Source organism: Idiomarina sp. A28L (assembly GCF_000218785.1).
Classification (GTDB): Bacteria; Pseudomonadota; Gammaproteobacteria; order Enterobacterales; family Alteromonadaceae; genus Aliidiomarina.
The window spans coordinates 52,845-72,237 of record NZ_AFPO01000021.1; the positions used below are offsets into that span (position 1 = coordinate 52,845).

Sequence of the window (19,393 nt, forward strand, 5' to 3'; positions counted from 1 at the left end):
ATCACTTGACCTTTTTCTTAAATTTCAATCTATTTAAAATAAAATACAATATTACAACCACAAAGATTAAATATTGATATTTAAATGCTCCAAATCGATAGGAGAAAAACGACAGGAACAAAACCCAAGCAAATAAGACTGAAATAAATTGCAGTATGCTATGCTTATGCGAGAAATAGTTAATCACGAAGTAAGTGAAAACAAAAAATATAAACCATCCAAAAAATGAAAATACACCATAAGGCTCATAAAAACTTGTGAACGTATTGTATTTATCGTTTAAAATAAACCCTTTCTCTATTTTTGCAACCAATATTTCATTTTCCACAGGAATTAAACTGAATCCATTAGATATAAAAACAAAAAATGATTGATAAACAAAATCCATTGATACGATTTTATAATAGAAGTTTACATAACCCTGAACTAAGTATCCAAATATACCATCAATCCCCCCACCTCTAACAAACTCAAAAAAGACAAACACAATTGGAATGAGAGCTACTATACTCAAATAAATCTTTTTGGTTACGCCCTCCATTAACAGGTATGTAAAAATAATCACAAAAAACACATCTAAAAAGGCGGACTTGTTACCAAAAAAAACTGAAGTAACTATTACAGTCATGAAAAACAGAAAATCCAGCTTTTTAATCACTTTAAAATAATTCAAGTATACATATAAAAATACCGCTAAAACATTTAGGAAATATATATAATTTATTGCTGTATACTTTCCAAACGACAATTCATACTCACGAGGAGAATAAATAAGCAGTTCTAAGGAAAACCCTACACGTTGGAAGTTTACCAAAAATGCAATAAAAACTAAAATACAAAGCACCCGATAAACCACATGTAAAGAGCGAAGATCATTTATTTTATTTCGTGTAATTGAGCTGTTCTTTAACTTCAAAAATTTATTTGTGAAAAAAATGGCACTGACACCAGATATTAAAATTATATTTATTATTATAAATAGGTACAGATTAACCTCAAACTGATCATACACCATCATATGATCTAAATATCCTAACGCTATAAGGTCAAAAGAAAAACCGAGTAAAAAAATTGGTAAAAATGCTGCAATTGAAAATATTTTATTTTTACTTAAATCAAACTTATAAATAAAGTAAAAATAGAAACAAGAAATTAATGACATAAACACTACCTTTCCCTTGAAAGGGCAACATACCTTCAATGAGATTTGAGTTTCTATACCACCTGCTTTCGTACTCAGCTGGCGTTGAATAATTTAGAGAATTGTAAGTCAAATGCTCTTTGTAAGGACTCTGCCTAAGCTAAATATCGTCCGTGCTTCATCCAGTATTTTGAACCAGTGCTGCTAAAGCACCGCGATTCAGGTATTTGTTGGCCTGATTGAATAGAGTTCAGGTGAATACCTTAAGTTTTACTTTAGAAGCATACGTCTTTACTAGCTGATTCGGTCCCGAGAGGCCTGCTAAGTATCGCGCTTTAACAAATGGAAACATAACGTTCGATTGCTGTTTCAAAGCAAAGCATAGAAATAAAAAAGCCTGATCACTTTTGAGGCGAAAGAGTTGAATACTTAAATTAGGAACACTTCTACATGTCGTATCCGTAATTGCTCTCATTAAGTCTTGCGAGAATATGCGGTTTAAACCGTTTCAAACACTACCGATAAGATCATGCCCATTGCGGTTGAAATCTGTTCTGTGTGCAAAGCGTTCAATAACAAAGAAGTCTTAAACTTAACCACATTTTCGTTAAAAAGAGTCGTTATTATAACGGATATTTTGAAGTTAGTCGCAGGATGTGAGTCATCGAGCCTTTAAAGTGCATTACTACCTAGGAGATAAAGCTCTACGCTGATCACTCTTTAATGCTATGCTGAGTCTGTTTAATCTTTTTGGCGCGCTGTATACGATAGCCTGCAAACTCATCTATTAGCGTAATTGAGCTTAACTTCACACTAAATAACCATTGCAAAGAGGTAGGGGATTTTTATTAAAAAATGGTTGATTCGTGAGGTAGTCTAATATCCGTAGTTGATGTATACACAAGTAGTTGAAACGATAGTGACATTTTAATCAATGCTATGACAACATTACCTTCGTTTTTCTCTTTAGATTCGGATTGCGAAGAAACTGCTTTTTAGCTCAAGCACGGATGCTATAATGCCGGCTCCACTCTTACCATATTTATTTCCAAATCGTTGAAGCGTTCGGTATGTTCACCAATGTGTGGTCGTTGATAAACTCAGCTGCCCGATCATATTCGGCCTCAATGCCTATGTGAGGGTTTCTGGTACCGCCTCAGTCTATGACACAAGCGTGCGTGTGATTGAATATCTTTCTTGAGATTCGCGAGTATGTGGGTATACACCCATTTACAGCTCACTAGCCGGCCAATACGCTTGCAGGTCGCTCATGTAAACTCTAGGCAAGGCTTCTACATTTACTCGAACGCTATTCTGGTTTTGTCACACGTACAGTTTTTTACACTGTTCGAACGCCGCTTTAGCATTTTCAAATGAGTCTTCAAAGGTTCATAACAACCTGAAATAATAAAGCTCTTTGCAATTACCGCTTAATTTTTGATGCCCAACGTCTAATTTTTCTGGGCGAAAGCTTCTCTAAGTTTAGCTACAAAATCGAGTGGCGTTGTCCATCCAAAAAGTCCTTATAATTCATGTTGAGCTCACTTTCTTGATCAAAAACAGCTAGTATCACCTGTCTATAGCTGCTCTCTCTTCGACCTATCTCATTACAGAAGTCTTACGCTTATTATCTGCATTCATTATTAACAACATATCAACTGCACTCTTAAGCTTTCTCTATTTTTACAAAAGTTGGCTTTGTCTAGATAATCATGAATGCTTTTTCTTTCCCACTGTAAAAAAAAATCCTGAATTTTTTCTATATCGAGATCTAGCGGGTTAGTTGATACTGTTAAGTAGAATGGTGAAGCAGAAAAATCGGTATCAAAATAACCAGCAACAATAGGTAAATCAAAAGCAACATAGTCTCTGACCTTCAATGCTGACCCCTCTGAAAGACCTGACCTGTAAAAAGCTAAAGTACCTATTGCAAAATCCATTTCTGACATTAAATTGAAATAATCAGTGCCGTCTAAAATCCCATGAAAAACAATATTATGACAATTGAAATTTAGCGGTCTTGAAATGTTTCCAACAACATGAAAATTAAACATTGGCAAAGCCTTCACAAACTCATAGAAAATATCAACGCCCTGCCATTTTTGATTTTCATTGCCGACGAAAACAATATCTCTTCCTCTAGGCAACTTCTTTTTTGACCCAAGTTTCTTTAAGCAATTAGGAAACACATAGTTAAATTTTGAAGAATTTTGGTATCTACTCTTAAGCTCTTCAGTAACAAAAAATACTTTATCAGCATTTTTCAATAAAGAGTCTTTAAACAATAAAAATAGTATTTTTTGGAATATACTGAGCGTTGAGGCTTCTTTTGATATATCAGCATTGACTTCGTAACTATATTTTCTTAATCGAGAAAAAACACCAAACAGGGGTAAAGACACAGTTTGCCTTATGTACACAAAGCTATCAGAGCTACAGCGAAACAAAAAAAATTTTATAAAGGTATAATATCTGTACAAATACTTGATTATGGCTCCATAACCACATAGATCATTTACAACCAAAACTTCAATACCTGTATTTCGCCATTCATTAACCTGCTCTTCGATTTTTTTTCGAACACCTATATGGTGTTTACATATAAATGAAATGTAAATAACTTTTTTCACCACTTTTCAAGTTCCGCCTTCTTAATTACTAACATTCCCAAAAATGAATCTACTCTAAATTTGACTGAAATCCCCGCTATTTAAAAAATGACCAGCCCAGTGCTAATAAATTTTGGAGGCTGTGTCTCGCAAACTTCTTTGTCTTGAGCAAGTATTTCAGGATAGTATTTAGTCTCACACAAGCACATCAAAAGGGTATATTGTTACCGATGTAATAAACCCACTTTTGTGCAATAAAAACAAGGACCTGAATAACCCGAGTTACTAAGAATAGTTTCTAGTGTCCGTAAATCATAATCAAACTTGAACTGATAGGATTATTATCTTTAATCTTATCAACTGGGCGGTTTTAAAATAACTTTAAACTTGTTTACCCTACTGTTCAAAAAAAACAACATGTTCGAACACAATATCTTTCTAGGTCAATATGTCACCATCTTTGATTACTTAATTATGTATTTCATCAAGCTGCATATGCTCGCCGGCTAATAAGATAAAAATACAACTATAAACCAGAAGTTTCGGCTTCAGATGGGTGACTGTTTTCTATCATCTTTTAAACAACTTGTTGATACAAAAAGCAGAACCTTCTAGAAGTTGCCTTTTATAGGCGAACAGCGAAGCCACTAACACTAAAAAATAGAAAAACACTACAAATGAAAGGCGTTCTATTGCAATCGTGTTAAAAAACACACTAAATATAATCAACACTATCACAAAGACATACATGCGCCGCCGTTCAAAACTTTCCCATAACCTTGAACTAGCTTCTGTTCTTATAATAAAAAACACCATAAAAGCGATAGCAGATGCCATTGCCGCGCCTGCGGCCCCATAAGTCGGAATTAGATACCAGTTACCAATCGCATTGACAATTAACGCTAAAATAGCGGCTAACAACGAAAACATAGATCTGCGCTTTATGCCTATACCTATTCCCGTCGCTTCCGATAGCGTGTAAAGCAAGGGGTAGGCCATCGCTGCCAACAAGATATATGGCACTAACATATACTCTGGCGGTAATAGATAAGCCACCACCCAAGAAAACATTCCCGCCAATGACCAAATCGCCACAACAGCGAGTGTTACGTAATCAATCACATGTTTTATTTTTTGTGGGTTTACGCCTTCTGCCACCCATTTGTAAACAACTGGCACCCAAATAGTTGAAAAAATCGCTTGAAAGACTAAAGCCGCACCTCCGAATGTAATCGCAACAGCATAAATCCCTAGTTCTTCAAACCCAGATAGCGCTCGCAAAAACAACTTATCCATGATGGTCAAACCCCAAAATGCTAAGCCACTGCCAATTAAGGGGATTGCATAACGAATCATCTGTGACTGTTTGGCTTTGTCGATAATAGCATTTAAAGCTGGCAACCAATCTTTACGCGTGGTCCATGCATAAATCAAAAACACCGCCAGCAAAGATAAAAAGTTAGCCATGATCAGATTATCAAAAACCGCGTCTGCACCTAGCCAAACATAACCTAGGACGATCTGTAAAAACAGTAATTTTGGTAATAACTGGCTCATTGAATATTCGAAGCCGCGCTCCTGCATGCGCAAAATCAAACCCAAAAAGCGCGAGCCAAACGACAACAGAATCGAGGCGTATAGTAAAACCGTTAAAAACAGCGAATCAATACCAAACAACAATAACGATGGCGACCAAGGACTGAATACCAAGCCTGCTAACACTAACAATAAAATCACAAACCCGGGTATGAACACCGCTTTCAGCAGGCCTGCTTTATCTTCTACTTCATGGAACTCACGCACATAGGCTTTGTCTAGTCCCAAGCTGAAAAGTAACAAGGCAAAACTCACTGCCACCTGCAACATCGTCAAACGCCCAATGTCCTCCGGCGAAAAAAACCACGCCACAATCGGCAAAGTAATCAACCCCAACGCCGCTCCGCCTATCGGCCCAACAGAAAAAGCTAATACTTTACGGGCATTCATTTTGCGAAACATCTTCTAAAGCTATTTCGTCATTCTTTCTGCTAAAGAATACACTTCGATACAACTTTGTTAACTGCTCAGCCACCGCTTCCCCTGAAAAACGAGCTCTAGCGTGTTTTGATATTTCAACTGGGTCATAGTTCGCAATATTTTGTGCAAGTTGAAACATAGCTTGCCCGAGAGCTTGTGGTTCTTTTATCGGCACCAATATCCCATCTGCTTCGGTCACGATGCATTCCGGCCCACCGCAACGTGTGGCAATAACAGGCACCCCTGCCATCAATGCTTCTGCTGCGACTACACCAAAGGTTTCATAATGACTAGACACAACCATCACATCGACCTCTTCAAGCAGGCCTGGTACCGCAGCTGGTGGAACCATACCGAGGAAACGAACCTTATCTGCAATACCTAAATATTGAGTTTGTTGTTCAAGATTGGTACGAAGTGCCCCATCACCAGCTAACCACAACTCGGACTGCAGCTTATCTTCGACTACTTGCTTAAACGCATTAATCAAATCAGCTTGCCCCTTATTATCATTCATCATGGCTAGGTTTAAAAAACGTATCGAGCGGGATTGTGTATCACGCGGTGATGGTTGATTAAACCTATCTGCAACCATATTTGGGATCCACGTCCATTGTCCACGTGTGTGAGGGATTTGTGTTTCTAATAAACTACTTAATTCAGGGCTGACCGCAATACATTTTTTTGCTTGCGTAAAAGCCTTTTTTGCCAACTTCACTTGCCAAGATGCATAGAGTTTCCTTGCAAAACCGCTACTATGTTCTGTGACAATAAAAGGAATTTTTAATTCATGTGATAATTCTGCAGCAACAGCGCCAGCGTAAATCGCAGAATGCGCATGGATAATGTCTGGCTTGCCCTGTTCTGCAATATAACGTTTGATTAATCTCTTCGCCAACCATTTAAATAAAATGTAATTTCCATACGGCAAGCGCGGTAAAAATGCATACAAAGGATGGCGATAAGTGGGCATGCCATCATCCAATTCAAAGTTTAAGGAGAACTTGGCGTTTGTTTTTTTAAATAAAGTTCTAAGCGTTTCAAGTTGTGGCGCAATAACGCCAACGTGATGGCCATGCTTTTGCAAAGCCAACCCCTGATCGCGAAAAAATACACCGGTTACATCTGATGGGTGCTTTGGATACCAAGAAGGTAAGATTAGAATGTGCATAAGTTATTTATCTTTTTTTAGTGTTACAGGCAACTTCAAAGCTAACTGCCTTGCAGTTGTCCATTTGCCGCCGAATACGGTTATTAGATTTTTGTTTTGTTGTATGGCGTATTCACGAGTGGCTTTGGTTGGGTTATCGGTGCTTTTGATGAGCGGGCGCACACCTGCAAAGCTTTGCACGATATTTTGTTTGTTAATGGGCGTTTTGAAATAGTGGTTGTAGGCGTTGATTAGGTAGTCTATTTCTTGTTCGCTGGGTTGTATGTTGTCGTTTATCGTTTGACGCTGTTCTGTTGTGCCGATTAGAGTTTTGCCTTGATAGGGTAAAACGAAGAACATACGGCGTTCGTTGAGGATTTCGAGGAAGTAGCCAAACTTTTCATTAGTTTTGTTTGAGATTCCCGCCGACGCAGGAATGACGTTGCTTTCTACGAGTATGTGACTGCCGCTTACTAGGTCTAGGGTGTAGTTTGATTTTATGTTGCTTTCTTTGAGTAGTTGTTCTGCCCATGGGCCTGCGATATTGATTATTTTGTCGAAGCTATTTGTTGTGCCATCGGCAAGAGTTAGGTTGCCTTGTATGTCGATTTTGGTGACTTCGGTGTGCTCTTTTATAATCAGGCTTGGTTGTTTTTTGGCTTGTTCGAGTGCCCAGAGACCTAATTGGTAGTCGTCCATTTGACCGTCATAATAGCTGAATCCTTTGACTAGGTTTTCGGTTTTGAGTTCTGGGCAGGCCTGGTGGATTTGCTGTTGGGTTAAGCTTTGGTGTTGGCCGATATTTTTTCTTCCGGCTAATAAGTCATAAAGCCATAGGCCGAGTTTGTAAATCCACGCTGGACGGCGATTGTTTTGATAAATAGGGATGTAGAGTTTTAACGGTTGCGCTAAATGTGGTGCTTGCTGTATCCACCATTGGCGTTCTTTTAAGGCTTCTTTGACGAGACGAAATTCAAAGTTTTCTAAATAACGTAGTCCGCCATGCAGTAATTTGGAGGAAGCCGACGAGGTTTGTTGCATAACCTTGCCTTTTTCAAATAGTGTAACGCTATGCCCTTGCTTGAGCAATTCCCAAGCGGTCATAATGCCATTAATGCCTCCGCCGATTACTGCGATGTTCATGCAAAATATTCTTTGATTGCCGCAACCACTTGACCTAAGTCTTCTTCGTTTAGGTGTTCGCCAATAGGTAAGCTGAGTAGCATAGTATCGGTTTTATTAGCAAACAGATCTTCACTCGCTTGATTGATGTAGTCGTAAGCTTTTAGCTTGGGTAATGAAAGCGGGTAATGTACGCCAGTTTGTATGCCTTTATCCCCCAAAAACTTAGCCAGATCATCACGCTGTTCGGTACGTATGACGAATAAATGATAAACCTGTTTTGCCCAGTCTTGTCTAACGGGTAAGGTGATTTTCTGGATATCTTTTAAATGCGCAAGATAGTAATCGGCTACGGCAATGCGTTTCCGTGTCCATTCCGGTAAGTATTTGAGTTTAACTGACAAAATAGCTGCTTGTAGCCCATCTAAGCGCGAGTTACGCCCTTCGAATTCGTGATCGTATTTGGCGATGCGACCGTGGTTGGCAATCATGCGGGATTTTCTGGCGAGTTCAGCATTGTTGGTGGTGATTGCGCCGCCATCCCCATATGCACCTAGGTTTTTACCAGGGTAGAAACTGAAGGTGGCGATGTCGCCAATTGAGCCGATTCGTTTGCCTTTGTATTCTGCACCGTGTGATTGAGCACAGTCTTCAATAATGTATAACCCGTGTTGGTCGGCTAGCGTTTGTAGCGCATCCATATCGCACGGGTGACCGTAAAGATGGACGGCGATTATGGCTTTTGTTTTTGGTGTTATGCGTTTTTTGGAATCCTCAATCGAGATGACGTATGATTGCGGATCACAATCCGCAAACACGACTTTATGCCCTTGTCGGGTGACCGCTTCGGAGCTGGCAATAAACGAGTTTGCCGGTACGATAATTTCTGACCCTTGCGGTAGATTTAGGGCTTCAATCGCGATTTCAATCGCATCCGTGCCATTGGCTACACCGATACAGTGCTCAACTTGACTATAGCCGGCGAAATCTTGCTCGAACTGGTTAACGTATTCTCCGCCGATAAACGCGGATTTGGCAATCACGTCACGGATGGCGGTATCGATTTCTTGTTGAATGGTTTGGTATTGTGCCGCTAAATCTAAAAACTTAACCATCTGGTTTTAAATCCTTTATTTTCTGGGCCGGGTTACCGGCATATATGCCTGGCTGGGTTATATTCTTAGTGACCACTGCACCTGCACCGATGACAACATAGTCGCAAATTTCAACTGGTAGAATGGTAGCATTGCTTCCAATAGATACATGGTTACCAATTTTGGTGCTTTTCCAAAGCATGGTATCGCCGCGAGCCGGACCACCTTTTGCGAATATATCATTAATGAACATTACACCATGACCAATAAAGCAGTCATCACCGATACTGACTAGCTCGCAAACAAATACATGCGACTGTACACGCGTGCGCTGGCCAATTTTGACTTCTTTTTGAATCTCTACAAACGGGCCGATAAATGCTCTATCACCGATTTCGCAACCGTAGAGATTCACCGGTTGTACAACTGTGACGTTTTCCCCAAAAACCACGTCATCACGAATTGAAACGCTTTTTAGATTAGGCTGGTTCATTTGTTGCATTATTTTTGACCAAGACGACAATGTTTAGGTTTAAAGCGTAAAAAGACTTCTTTTTTGGTTTCAATTGACTCGTAAATGGCATTGATCAGCTCAAGACTTTTTCTACCTTGTAATCCATCAACCAAGTGTTTTTTGTTGTTTAGAATCGAGTCTACAACATGGTCATAATAAGCCTGGTGTCCAAAGCCGTAGACATTCGGTGGATTAACAGAATATTTTTCCATCACATCCGAATCACCTTCTTGCTCTTCGGTAAAGTTCCAAACTTTCATTTGATTAACGGCAAAGCCGCCGATTTCAACTGTACCTGTTTCGCCTAATACGGATAATGAACCTTCTAGATCTTTTGGGCGCACCGCTGTGGTGGCTTCAATAATGCCTAATGCTCCGTTTCTAAAACGCAAGTTTACGATTGCAGTGTCTTCCGCTTCAATTTTAGCCAAGGCGGTTGAACTCATCGCATGAACACTTTCGACTTCGCCCATCATCCACTCTAACAGATCAACATGATGACTGGCTTGGTTGGTTAATACGCCACCATCCAACGCCCAGGTACCACGCCATGGATCTTGATCGTAATAAGCTTGTGGACGACACCAACGAACGCGCACCGTTCCTAAAATCAGTTTACCAAAGCGTCCTGCCTCTATGGCTTCTCTGGCTTTAACTACCGGTACGTTGAAGCGGTTTTGTTTAACTACAAATAATTTGACACCTGCTTCATCGCAGGCCTTGATCATGGCATCTGCATCATCAAGTGTTAGGGCCATTGGTTTTTCTACCACAATGTGTTTGTTATGTTTTGCTATTTCAATGACGTGCTTGGCGTGATAACCACTTTCGGTTAAAACCGTGACAACGTCTATGTCGGTTTGAGCAAGCATTTCATTCATGTCTGTAAAGTACGGCACACCGAATTGTTCGCCAATTTTTTTTGCTTTTTCTTCTACAATGTCGCAGACGGCAACCAGCTTTGCCTTTTCAATCTTACCATGGCCTAATAATTCTGAGTGGCGCTTGGCAATACGCCCACAACCTAATAATGCAAATTTCATCATATTTTCATAATCCAATAACTAAAAATTAACAAACCCAAACCTCAACTCATAACTGCAACTTTCTCGCTACTAGTAATTTTTGTCTTCAACTGCTTATTCAGAAGCCGTTTCACGATGCTTACGCATCGTACTCAACACCAACACCAAAAACAAACTCAACATGCCACCGAGCACGGTACCTACAGCTGCTATCAGCGCGCGTTTAGGTTTCGCTTTTTGTTCAGGCACTACGGCAGGATCTATCACCCGAAATACATACTCGGGACGTACGTTGGCGAGCATAATAGTTTGAGTTTGTTGTTCGAGTAACGAGGCATATACCTGCTGTGTGTTAGCTAACCGCGTATTGGCCATTTCACGCTCAATAAAGGCAATGCTGCTTTGCGCTTCTTCCACATCGCGGCGACGCATTTCGTTATTAATATCTTCAATTAACCAATCGACCCATTGTTTGGCAACCACCGGGGAACGGTGCTCTACGCTAAGCGTTACTAAACCAGAACCCGCATCTCCATTTACAGTTAGGATATTTCGAAATGCCTCTACATATTCCCAACTGGTAGGCTTGGATTGTTGCGGCGGTTTTACTTCACGTAACCAAGTTTGCGTCGCCGCATCATATACATCAATTGCATACTCTACTTGGCTACTAATAGGGTTCCAGCTTTCAACGGCCATTAAATCGGCTAGAATGCCGCGTCGCTCCACAAAATCAGTTAAAAACGCGCGCGACTTAATAATTTCTTGCGCGAGTTGCGAATTATCCACCTGCCCTCGCGGCATATTAATACCGGCAAGCGAAGCGAGCCCACCCAACTGGCCACCCAAAGATCCCATGCCGCCTTGGCTCTCTTTGGTAGGTGCTAGTTTAGCTTCTGCCACATAGATATTCGGCTGGTTCAGCGCAAGCAGCGCCGAACCGCAAGCAAACATCGCCGTAATCGCGATAATGAGCCATTTCCCTGCCCATATTGTTTTAAACAATTCTAATAAATCAATTTCACCATCGACAATAGGCTGCTGCGGGTATTCTTGGTTGCTGTTCATGCTGGGTTCCACAATATTTTTATTTTACTCGAGTTTGGTTTGAAAGGATTTCTTTGCAAGAATTTATTGCTAACTACTCATCTGTAAATGTTTATTAGCGAAGGCAGAGAGACTAAAAAGGCACGCTACCGCCCCTAGGTTACAGGCCCTAATGCCTTCATTTGTTTAATTTCGTTTCTAATTTGGTTTTGCTTTTTATTTTTCTTGTTCTTGGGCTTGTTCTTATTTATAACTAATCGCTATTGAACAAATCGCGAGTATACACCTTTTCCGCCACATCATTTAGCTCTGCTGCTAAGCGATTGGAAATAATAACATCGCTGGTTTGCTTAAATTCTGCAAAATCACTAATCACTCGGCTATTGTAGAAATTATCTTCTTTTAGCGCTGGCTCGTATACTACTACTTCGATGCCTTTTGCCTTAATTCGTTTCATTACGCCCTGTATTGCTGAAGCTCGGAAGTTATCTGAACCTGTTTTCATCACTAACCGATACACGCCAACCACTTTCGGGTTTTTGGCAATAATCGCATCGGCAATGAAATCTTTACGGGTACGGTTGGCATCTACAATGGCACGCATCATGTTTTGTGGCACTTCATCGTAGTTAGCCAGTAGCTGTTTGGTATCTTTCGGTAAACAATACCCCCCATAACCAAAGCTTGGGTTGTTGTAATGGTTACCTATACGCGGATCTAGGCTCACGCCCTCTATAATTTGTTTGCTGTTTAAACCATGCACTTCCGCATAGGTATCAAGCTCATTAAAATACGCAACACGCATAGCTAAATAGGTATTCGCAAACAGCTTAATAGCTTCTGCTTCGGTGTTATCGGTAAATAACACTGATACATCTTGCTTCACTGCGCCTTGCTGTAACAAATTAGCAAAAACTTCGGCACGTTCGCTCTTTTCACCCACAATAATACGGCTTGGATGCAGGTTATCGTGCAGCGCCAAACCTTCACGCAAGAATTCTGGCGAAAAAATAATGTTCTCGGTGTTGAATTTTGCTTTTAATTCTTGGGTGTACCCCACCGGTATGGTGGATTTAATAATCATTACAGCTTCGGGGTTTATCGCCAACACATCGGCGATAACTGCTTCTACCGAGCTGGTATTAAAGTAATTGGTTTTCGGATCATAATCGGTTGGCGTGGCAATAATTACGTAGCGCGCGCCTTGGTATGCTTCTTCTTTATCGAGCGTAGCATTCAAACACAGAGGCTTATTAGCAAGAAAGCTTTCAATATCTTTATCAACAATCGGGGATTTTTTGTGGTTTAGCATTTGCACTCGTTCAGGAACTATATCGAGGGCATACACTTCATTATGCTGGGCAAGGAGCACTGCATTTGAAAGGCCTACATAGCCTGTCCCTGCTACTGCAATCTTCATAAAAATTCCTTTGGTTTTTTTTTGCCGATACTTTTAGCCGCTTTATCGTTTTGGGCTATTTAATATAATGTTTATTGCTTTCAATTCACATTCAACAGACAGCGATTCTATCGTATTTACGTGCGGATTGTCATATTTGTGTGTTAAATTTATAACAATATTTTTGTATCTAAATGTGTTCTGTTTAAAATGTATGCGTTTAAGGATAATCAAAGGATTTGAAATCTCATGGCAAGCTCTTGTTCTTCTGTTAATTCCAAGAAAAAACACACTGCTAACGCGGTTGTTACTGATAAAAACACGCTCGTTTTACACGAAGCCACCTGCGGCGATCTAGTATTCGATTGGAGCTACCAGTTCCTAACCCGTGAAGCGGTAACTGAATTCGCGGCGGCGCGTTTGCCTGCTGATTTTGCTGAGCGTAAAGCCGAGTTGTTGAATGGCCGCTATATGAATATCTCGGAAGGCCGCGAAGTTAGCCACGTGCTTTCGCGTAGCCGTAATTCTGTATTGAGAGATACTGGCTCTGCTGGCGGTGCTTTAGGCGGTGCTGATAATTCCAAGTTTGCCCGCACGGTTCTTAAATTGCGCTCTGGCAACTGGCTTGGCGCTACCGGCAAACCTATTACCGATGTAGTAAACATTGGCGTGGGTGGTTCTGATTTGGGCCCGTTGATGACAAGCTTTGCCCTGCGCGAGTTTGCTTCTGATATTCAACAGCATGAGCTGCATACCCATTTTGTTTCTTCTATGGATGGCGGCCAGCTTTATGCCGTGCTGCCTATTTGTGATCCAGAAACCACTCTGTTTATTATTGCCTCGAAATCATTCGGCACTAGCGATACCTTCGCGAACGTGGAAACCGTGAAATGCTGGGTGCAAGAACACTTTTCTGCTTTAAGCCCAGAAGTGGCTAGCGAATGGCAAAAAGCATGGCTTGAGCACCATATTATTGGTGTTTCGGCGAATGTGCAGAAAATGACAGATTACGGCATTCCGCCTGCGCACCAGTTGGTGTTTGAGGAATCGGTAGGTGGCCGCTTTTCAATGTGGAGTTCCATTGGTTTAGCTATTGCTACTACCTGCGGCGTGCAAGTGTTTCAGCGTTTGTTGGCCGGCGCAGCCGAAATGGATGCGCATTTTGATACGGCGCCAGTTACCGAGAATATCCCGATGTTAATGGCCCTTTTAGGGGTGTATAACCGCGAAGAACGCGGCATTAATAACATAGCCATACTGCCTTACGATGGCCGCTTCCGCCATTTGCCTTCGTATTTGCAGCAATTGGATATGGAATCGAACGGTAAGCAATATACGGCTACCGGCGAGGCTATTTGTGCGCCTACGGCACCCATTGTGTGGGGTGGCTTTGGCCCGAACGGCCAGCATGCGTTTTTTCAGCATTTGCACCAAGGTTATGATCAATTTACGGCTGATTTTGTGTGTGTATTGCACCGTGCGGCTCCGAAGTTTTCGGCCAGTGTGGCTTTTGCTCTTGATCAACAGCAAAAGCTTTCGGTGGCCAATTGCTTGGCACACCGACGCTTAATGGCGTTTGGTGAACAGAGTGAAACGCCAACCGAGCATTACCCAGGTAAACACCCTACTTCGTTATTTGCATTAAAAGAGCTCACCCCAGAAAGCTTCGGCGCCATGATTGCGGCCTATGAGCATAAGATATTTGTGCAGGGGCTAATTTGGAGCTTGAATTCGTTTGATCAACCGGGCGTGGAGCAAGGTAAGAAAGTAGCGATTACTGCGCTGAAGCGCATGCACGGCGAAAGCGATGAGCAATTTGATGCTTCTACCGATGCCATAATTCGGATGATTTAGGCCGGCTGGGAAGTTGGGGTCGTTGTCTGTGTAGTCTGGCACCTTTTTGGTGCCAGACAACACAGACAACGACCCCGACCTAAAGCCGCTTTGCCATTGCCGGAATTTGCTTCATTTCGTTACTAAGTTCATTTACAGCGCTTTCAATAATGCTAACGCACAAGTCAATGTGCTCAATTTCAGGCTCTGTAAGGCCTTTTTCTAAGGCTTCGTTGCGGGCCCCAGCAATCGCTTTGACGATCGCTTCGATTTGTTTTCCCATAATTAGTTGGGTACGGGCTGGAGATATTCCAAACGATTGGGCAAAATCGGCGAGCATATAGGCCGTTATAGGATTTTCGAAATTCCCCTCAGAACCTGCCTCATAATCACCTATCGACATTGCATAAGTTCGTGCACTTGGGCTCTTCGTTTTCGAATTTCCACGCTCAATCTCAACAAGAATCGCTTCGATATTTACCAGATCATAAAACGGTGTGAGCTCTAATCCGTGCGTTCCAACGAAGAAGCTTAGGTTTTTGCCGTGTGCATCGTAGTTTCGAACAACAATATTAAAGGTAAGCCACTGCAGAAGCTTTAATTGATAAGCTTCCCTATTTATAGTGTTCACAGCGAACAACCGCGGAAACGAAACGCCATCGCGTATGTATTTTCCATCGCCTTGATCCCCATACTGACGTTCGTATTTATAAGAAGGCGGCAAGTTTGTGGCCTGGCAACCATCGATAACATGGCGGCGTTTCACTATATTTTGTTCGGGTATGTAATAACGATCGAATCTATCCACAACAAAGGTTCGGACGGCTCCATACTCACGAATTTCAACTTGCGGAGTTTCTAACCCCGAGTGTTTCGCCAACAGCATGGTAAAAAGCTCATTTGCAGCGATAAACGGCGCTTTGCCTGTTTCAAACTTAAAAATTTTATTGGAGCATAAATTACCTTCTCCAAACCCAATTTCGCCGTGAAATTCAAGTAGGTTGAGTTTATCTTGCACACCGGCAACCGATAAACGCGTGCGCCCATCCCATAGGGTAATAGGTTCGCCAGATTTTTGATGGCGCTCTAGTTTGTCTGAAAGTTCGGCGCTCGTGATAGGCCTAAATCCATTTTCTATCGGTTGTGCGTTGGGACTACGAAACGACAAGGCTCCAGACGTTTCAGCGCCAATTATCCGAATTAAACCGAACGTATTATTTTTAGAGACCGTAGTGTTGGTCGTAATATCCTCTAAACCTTGCCCTTCAGGTAACAAATTCTGCAGATAATTTCTTACCGCGCTGGAAGGTATAGCTTGATGAAACGGCAGGTGTGGCGAAAGCGGAAAACCTTGTTCTACCCAGGAAGGCTCATAACTGAGCGATAGCTCTGTTTCTGATCCAATAGGTAGGCTAAGGGTGGCAATTTTCTTATTTGCACCGATGAAAACATTGAGAGTGCTAGCTTTTTCTAAGCTTGCGCGTTTGTTAGAACCACTCATTGCTCGGCTCTCCGATATTTTTATCTTCTACACTCTTGGGTGAAGCACCATCGGTGATGATTCGAAACGATAACCCCAATAACTCCATCACCCGCAGAAGATTACTGAAATTCACGGTGGTATCGCCCTTTTCAATTTTAATGATGGTTTGCCGAGATAGCTCGAGCGCTGCGGCCACATCAACTACCCGCAGCATCATACCCGTGCGCTTTGCTTTTATTGCGCTTGCAAGCTGCTGCGGAGAAAAGGTTGTACTCAGATCTGGCATAGCGGCTGCCTTCACAGCTTTACCTTTTTTCGGGTTGTTGCTCATATTAAAAGTTCACTTTAATAGGATTTAAAGCAATCTTGAGTGAAAAGTGACCATAAGTCAATTAAAGTAGGATTTTGGGAGTTATTTTAAGTTTTTAGGATAAAACACCGTTATAGTGTACTTATGATGCGGTGCGGGGAAGTTGGGGTCGTTGTCTGTGTAGTCTGGCACCTTTTTGGTGCCAGACTACACAGACAACGACCCCATTTTCTTGCTACGAGCTGGCGATGATATCGCCCTCATCGAGCTCGAGGCGCTGTGCTTTGCCAAGCATATCGAGCAGCACAAAACAGCGGCTTTCGCCATCGGCTATATCGTACAGGCCTTTTAGGCCAGCAAATGGCCCCGTGAGGATTTCTACCGGCGTGCCTTTTGCATACAGGCCTTTAACGCCTTCTTCGCTTTCATTATCCGCACTGGTGCGACACTGAATGTCGCTAATGACTGAATCAGGAACGCGCGCAGGTTGGCCACCAAAGCGCACAAAGCCGTTAATGCCGCGCGTGCTGCGCAGCGAGGTGTAGTTATCTTTGGCTAAATCAACTTGGATAAACAGATAGTTGGGAAACAAAGGTTCCAGCGCTATTTTTCGCTTGCCACCCACCCGTTTTTGCACCTTCCAGCGTGGGCAAAACGTAGTAAACCCCTGATTCTGAAGGTGCCATTCAGCGCGCTCAATTTCGCGTGGTTTACAGTGCAACAAATACCATGATTCCATACCGGCCAGCTCCTTTATTCCTGAGGCGGCAGTGTACTTTACCCCGATAGTATCTGCAATCGTGACCCTGATTTTGGGAGACAGTTTAAAACTATTTAATAGCTGGAAAATAAGCCTAATTTATATGCGGAAACAACTGGCTTTTAATAGTTGGCTTTCACGGCTAAGCCCAAGTTTAGTCGCCACTTGTTGCCAAGTACGCACCGCACACATAACTTCATCGTAAATATTGTTAGCACTAGCTTTATCAATCCGAAAGTATTCCGCTACCGAAAATGCCAGTTCGTAATCAAGCGCATTCGAGTGCTCACTTATGTTTAAGCTTAGCCCATAGCTATCTGATTCTGGATTGATATCATAGGCAGGGGAAAGTTTCCAACCATGATTGGTTAATAAAAATCCGTGATTGCGCAGATGATCATCAGTATTCGATACCGCGATATAAAAAACAATTCTTCGCCACAATTGCTCTAAATCGTTATCTGGCAATGCTCCGTTCATGACAATGAACTCGGCAAGCTCTAGGTAACTAGCGCCTTGATGCTTTCCATCATAGTATCCTAATAATGTCATTGCCGATGCAAAGTGAATTCGTGAATCGCCTTTGCGATCGAAACGTTTAGTGATGAACGTATGGTGCGGTGTGTTTAATCTCTCTACATAAGCAGGTGCCATTTCTACCTTGGCTTGTTTAGCTAAAATATGGCACACCCTCTCCCATCCTCCAACATCAATCGAATCATTCTTATTGGGAAATTTCGCAATCCATAATCCGTTTTCAGTATCAATAATATTTGCTTTTGGACGAGCGCCGCCAAGAGAAGAACCCGGCGCAATCAACATATTTAACCATTTTAGATACTGCGCATTGTCAACATCAGGATCATCTTCCAAGTGTAATGCCGCATACTCCAACTTCTTTAATGATGTAAGAGGAGGCGCTGCGAGGTCAGTGCTGTTATCTAACCATTCGGACTCGGTATTGGTTCGAAATCGCAGGCCGCCCATTCTGCAATGATCGTGAACACCGAGTAAATAATCGAGTTCGCTTAAGCGGGCTGTTTCTCGATTACCCATTCGATGAAGAAGTGCTGCCCGACGCTGCATAAGTACCCGGCCCCAACGATCTGGGCTAGAATCTAAAAATACTCTAAAATTTTGATTTGTATCGTCGTTATATTGAATTCCGCGATATAGATTCAGGCTTGGGTCAAGCGCAACGCGATGTTTGGAAGCCAGAAAACTTTCATCATATGCAAAAGAAAACACCTCATGCCCACGCGTTTCTTCGCATGCCAAAACCCCCATTTTCTTAGGCTCTGATATGGAATGCCAATGAGCGTAAACTTCAACCGACTTTTGCTTCATTTCCGCCCCTTAAGTAATTCAATATCTTGTAATTTACGACCCAAAGGATCGTTGGATGCCAAATCATTAAAGTTTTGCTCAAGACCCAGAATGGCCATCACCATGACATAAACCCCAATACTCACCGAAGGATCGCCATCGAATACACGTTTCACGGTTTTTGGATCGAAGCCAGTTCGATCGCTAACAAGAGCCTTGGTGTAACCGCGGCGCTTCATTGCTAACAATAAATCTTCACCAAAGTGCTTCATCAGTTTTTGCTGATTTGGAAACAATGTTTTGTCCCAGTTTCGTTTAGCCATAAAATTAATAGGATTTTATTCCTACTTTCTCCGAAAATAATGGGAATATAACACCTATATTAGCACTAACTTTGAGTTTTAGCCAATATCTATGAAGCAACGGTTTGATTGAAGGCTAAAGAGTTCAGTTTGCCAAGAAAGTTAGGCGATAGCTTACAAATTTTTTGTTGATTTTTTCTACAACGGAAATTAAATTTTTACCTTATTCGGTTAAAAAACATAACTTTAAAAAAATAACAAT

16 protein-coding genes are annotated in these 19,393 nt (G+C 41.7%); 1 reads left to right on the forward strand and 15 read right to left on the reverse strand.

Annotated features, from left to right (window positions below):
- Position 1 precedes the first annotated feature (1 nt).
- The 10 genes from A28LD_RS08085 to A28LD_RS08135 form a co-directional block, all read right to left on the reverse strand.
- Positions 2-1,162, reverse strand: coding sequence for an O-antigen polymerase (locus A28LD_RS08085; protein WP_007420590.1), 1,161 nt, complete (start codon positions 1,160-1,162; stop codon positions 2-4).
- A 1,622-nt stretch (positions 1,163-2,784) separates the two neighbouring features.
- Positions 2,785-3,771, reverse strand: coding sequence for a glycosyltransferase family 4 protein (locus tag A28LD_RS08095; RefSeq protein ID WP_139043558.1), 987 nt, complete (start codon positions 3,769-3,771; stop codon positions 2,785-2,787).
- 549 nt (positions 3,772-4,320) lie between these two features.
- Complete coding sequence (locus A28LD_RS08100) at positions 4,321-5,736, reverse strand: lipopolysaccharide biosynthesis protein (RefSeq protein ID WP_007420592.1); 1,416 nt, start codon at positions 5,734-5,736, stop codon at positions 4,321-4,323.
- Entirely contained in the window at positions 5,723-6,937 is a 1,215-nt protein-coding gene (locus tag A28LD_RS08105; protein ID WP_007420593.1) for a glycosyltransferase, read from the reverse strand. Before A28LD_RS08105 ends, A28LD_RS08100 begins: the two co-directional genes overlap by 14 nt.
- A 3-nt stretch (positions 6,938-6,940) precedes the next feature.
- Positions 6,941-8,059, reverse strand: a complete 1,119-nt coding sequence (locus A28LD_RS08110) for a glycerol-3-phosphate dehydrogenase/oxidase (protein ID WP_007420594.1) — start codon at positions 8,057-8,059, stop codon at positions 6,941-6,943.
- The gene (locus tag A28LD_RS08115) at positions 8,056-9,153 is read right to left on the reverse strand and encodes a DegT/DnrJ/EryC1/StrS family aminotransferase (RefSeq protein WP_007420595.1); all 1,098 of its coding nucleotides are present in this window, start codon (positions 9,151-9,153) and stop codon (positions 8,056-8,058) included. The genes A28LD_RS08110 and A28LD_RS08115 overlap by 4 nt, the downstream gene beginning before the upstream one ends.
- Positions 9,146-9,634: an acyltransferase gene (locus tag A28LD_RS08120; protein ID WP_007420596.1), complete on the reverse strand. Its 489-nt coding sequence runs from the start codon at positions 9,632-9,634 to the stop codon at positions 9,146-9,148. The genes A28LD_RS08115 and A28LD_RS08120 overlap by 8 nt, the downstream gene beginning before the upstream one ends.
- Positions 9,634-10,692, reverse strand: a complete 1,059-nt coding sequence (locus A28LD_RS08125; RefSeq protein ID WP_007420597.1) for a Gfo/Idh/MocA family protein — start codon at positions 10,690-10,692, stop codon at positions 9,634-9,636. The genes A28LD_RS08120 and A28LD_RS08125 overlap by 1 nt, the downstream gene beginning before the upstream one ends.
- A gap of 93 nt (positions 10,693-10,785) precedes the next feature.
- The gene (locus A28LD_RS08130; RefSeq protein ID WP_007420598.1) at positions 10,786-11,739 is read right to left on the reverse strand and encodes a Wzz/FepE/Etk N-terminal domain-containing protein; all 954 of its coding nucleotides are present in this window, start codon (positions 11,737-11,739) and stop codon (positions 10,786-10,788) included.
- A gap of 232 nt (positions 11,740-11,971) precedes the next feature.
- On the reverse strand, positions 11,972-13,138 hold the full coding sequence (locus A28LD_RS08135; RefSeq protein ID WP_007420599.1) for a nucleotide sugar dehydrogenase: 1,167 nt from the start codon (positions 13,136-13,138) through the stop codon (positions 11,972-11,974).
- A gap of 228 nt (positions 13,139-13,366) precedes the next feature.
- On the opposite strand from A28LD_RS08135, the gene pgi reads away from it, so the two are divergent.
- A complete protein-coding gene (gene pgi, locus A28LD_RS08140; RefSeq protein WP_007420600.1) occupies positions 13,367-14,971 on the forward strand; it encodes a glucose-6-phosphate isomerase in 1,605 nt (534 codons plus the stop codon).
- Between the two features lie 79 nt (positions 14,972-15,050).
- Here pgi and A28LD_RS08145 read toward each other — a convergent pair whose 3' ends face one another.
- The 5 genes from A28LD_RS08145 to A28LD_RS08165 form a co-directional block, all read right to left on the reverse strand.
- Complete coding sequence (locus A28LD_RS08145; RefSeq protein WP_007420601.1) at positions 15,051-16,451, reverse strand: HipA domain-containing protein; 1,401 nt, start codon at positions 16,449-16,451, stop codon at positions 15,051-15,053.
- Entirely contained in the window at positions 16,438-16,719 is a 282-nt protein-coding gene (locus A28LD_RS08150; RefSeq protein WP_007420602.1) for a helix-turn-helix domain-containing protein, read from the reverse strand. Before A28LD_RS08150 ends, A28LD_RS08145 begins: the two co-directional genes overlap by 14 nt.
- Positions 16,720-16,978: 259 nt before the next feature.
- Entirely contained in the window at positions 16,979-17,482 is a 504-nt protein-coding gene (gene rfaH, locus A28LD_RS08155) for a transcription/translation regulatory transformer protein RfaH (protein WP_007420603.1), read from the reverse strand.
- A 120-nt stretch (positions 17,483-17,602) separates the two neighbouring features.
- A complete protein-coding gene (locus tag A28LD_RS08160) occupies positions 17,603-18,850 on the reverse strand; it encodes a type II toxin-antitoxin system HipA family toxin (RefSeq protein ID WP_007420604.1) in 1,248 nt (415 codons plus the stop codon).
- The gene (locus A28LD_RS08165; RefSeq protein ID WP_007420605.1) at positions 18,847-19,152 is read right to left on the reverse strand and encodes a transcriptional regulator; all 306 of its coding nucleotides are present in this window, start codon (positions 19,150-19,152) and stop codon (positions 18,847-18,849) included. Before A28LD_RS08165 ends, A28LD_RS08160 begins: the two co-directional genes overlap by 4 nt.
- Between the last annotated feature and the right edge of the window lie 241 nt (positions 19,153-19,393).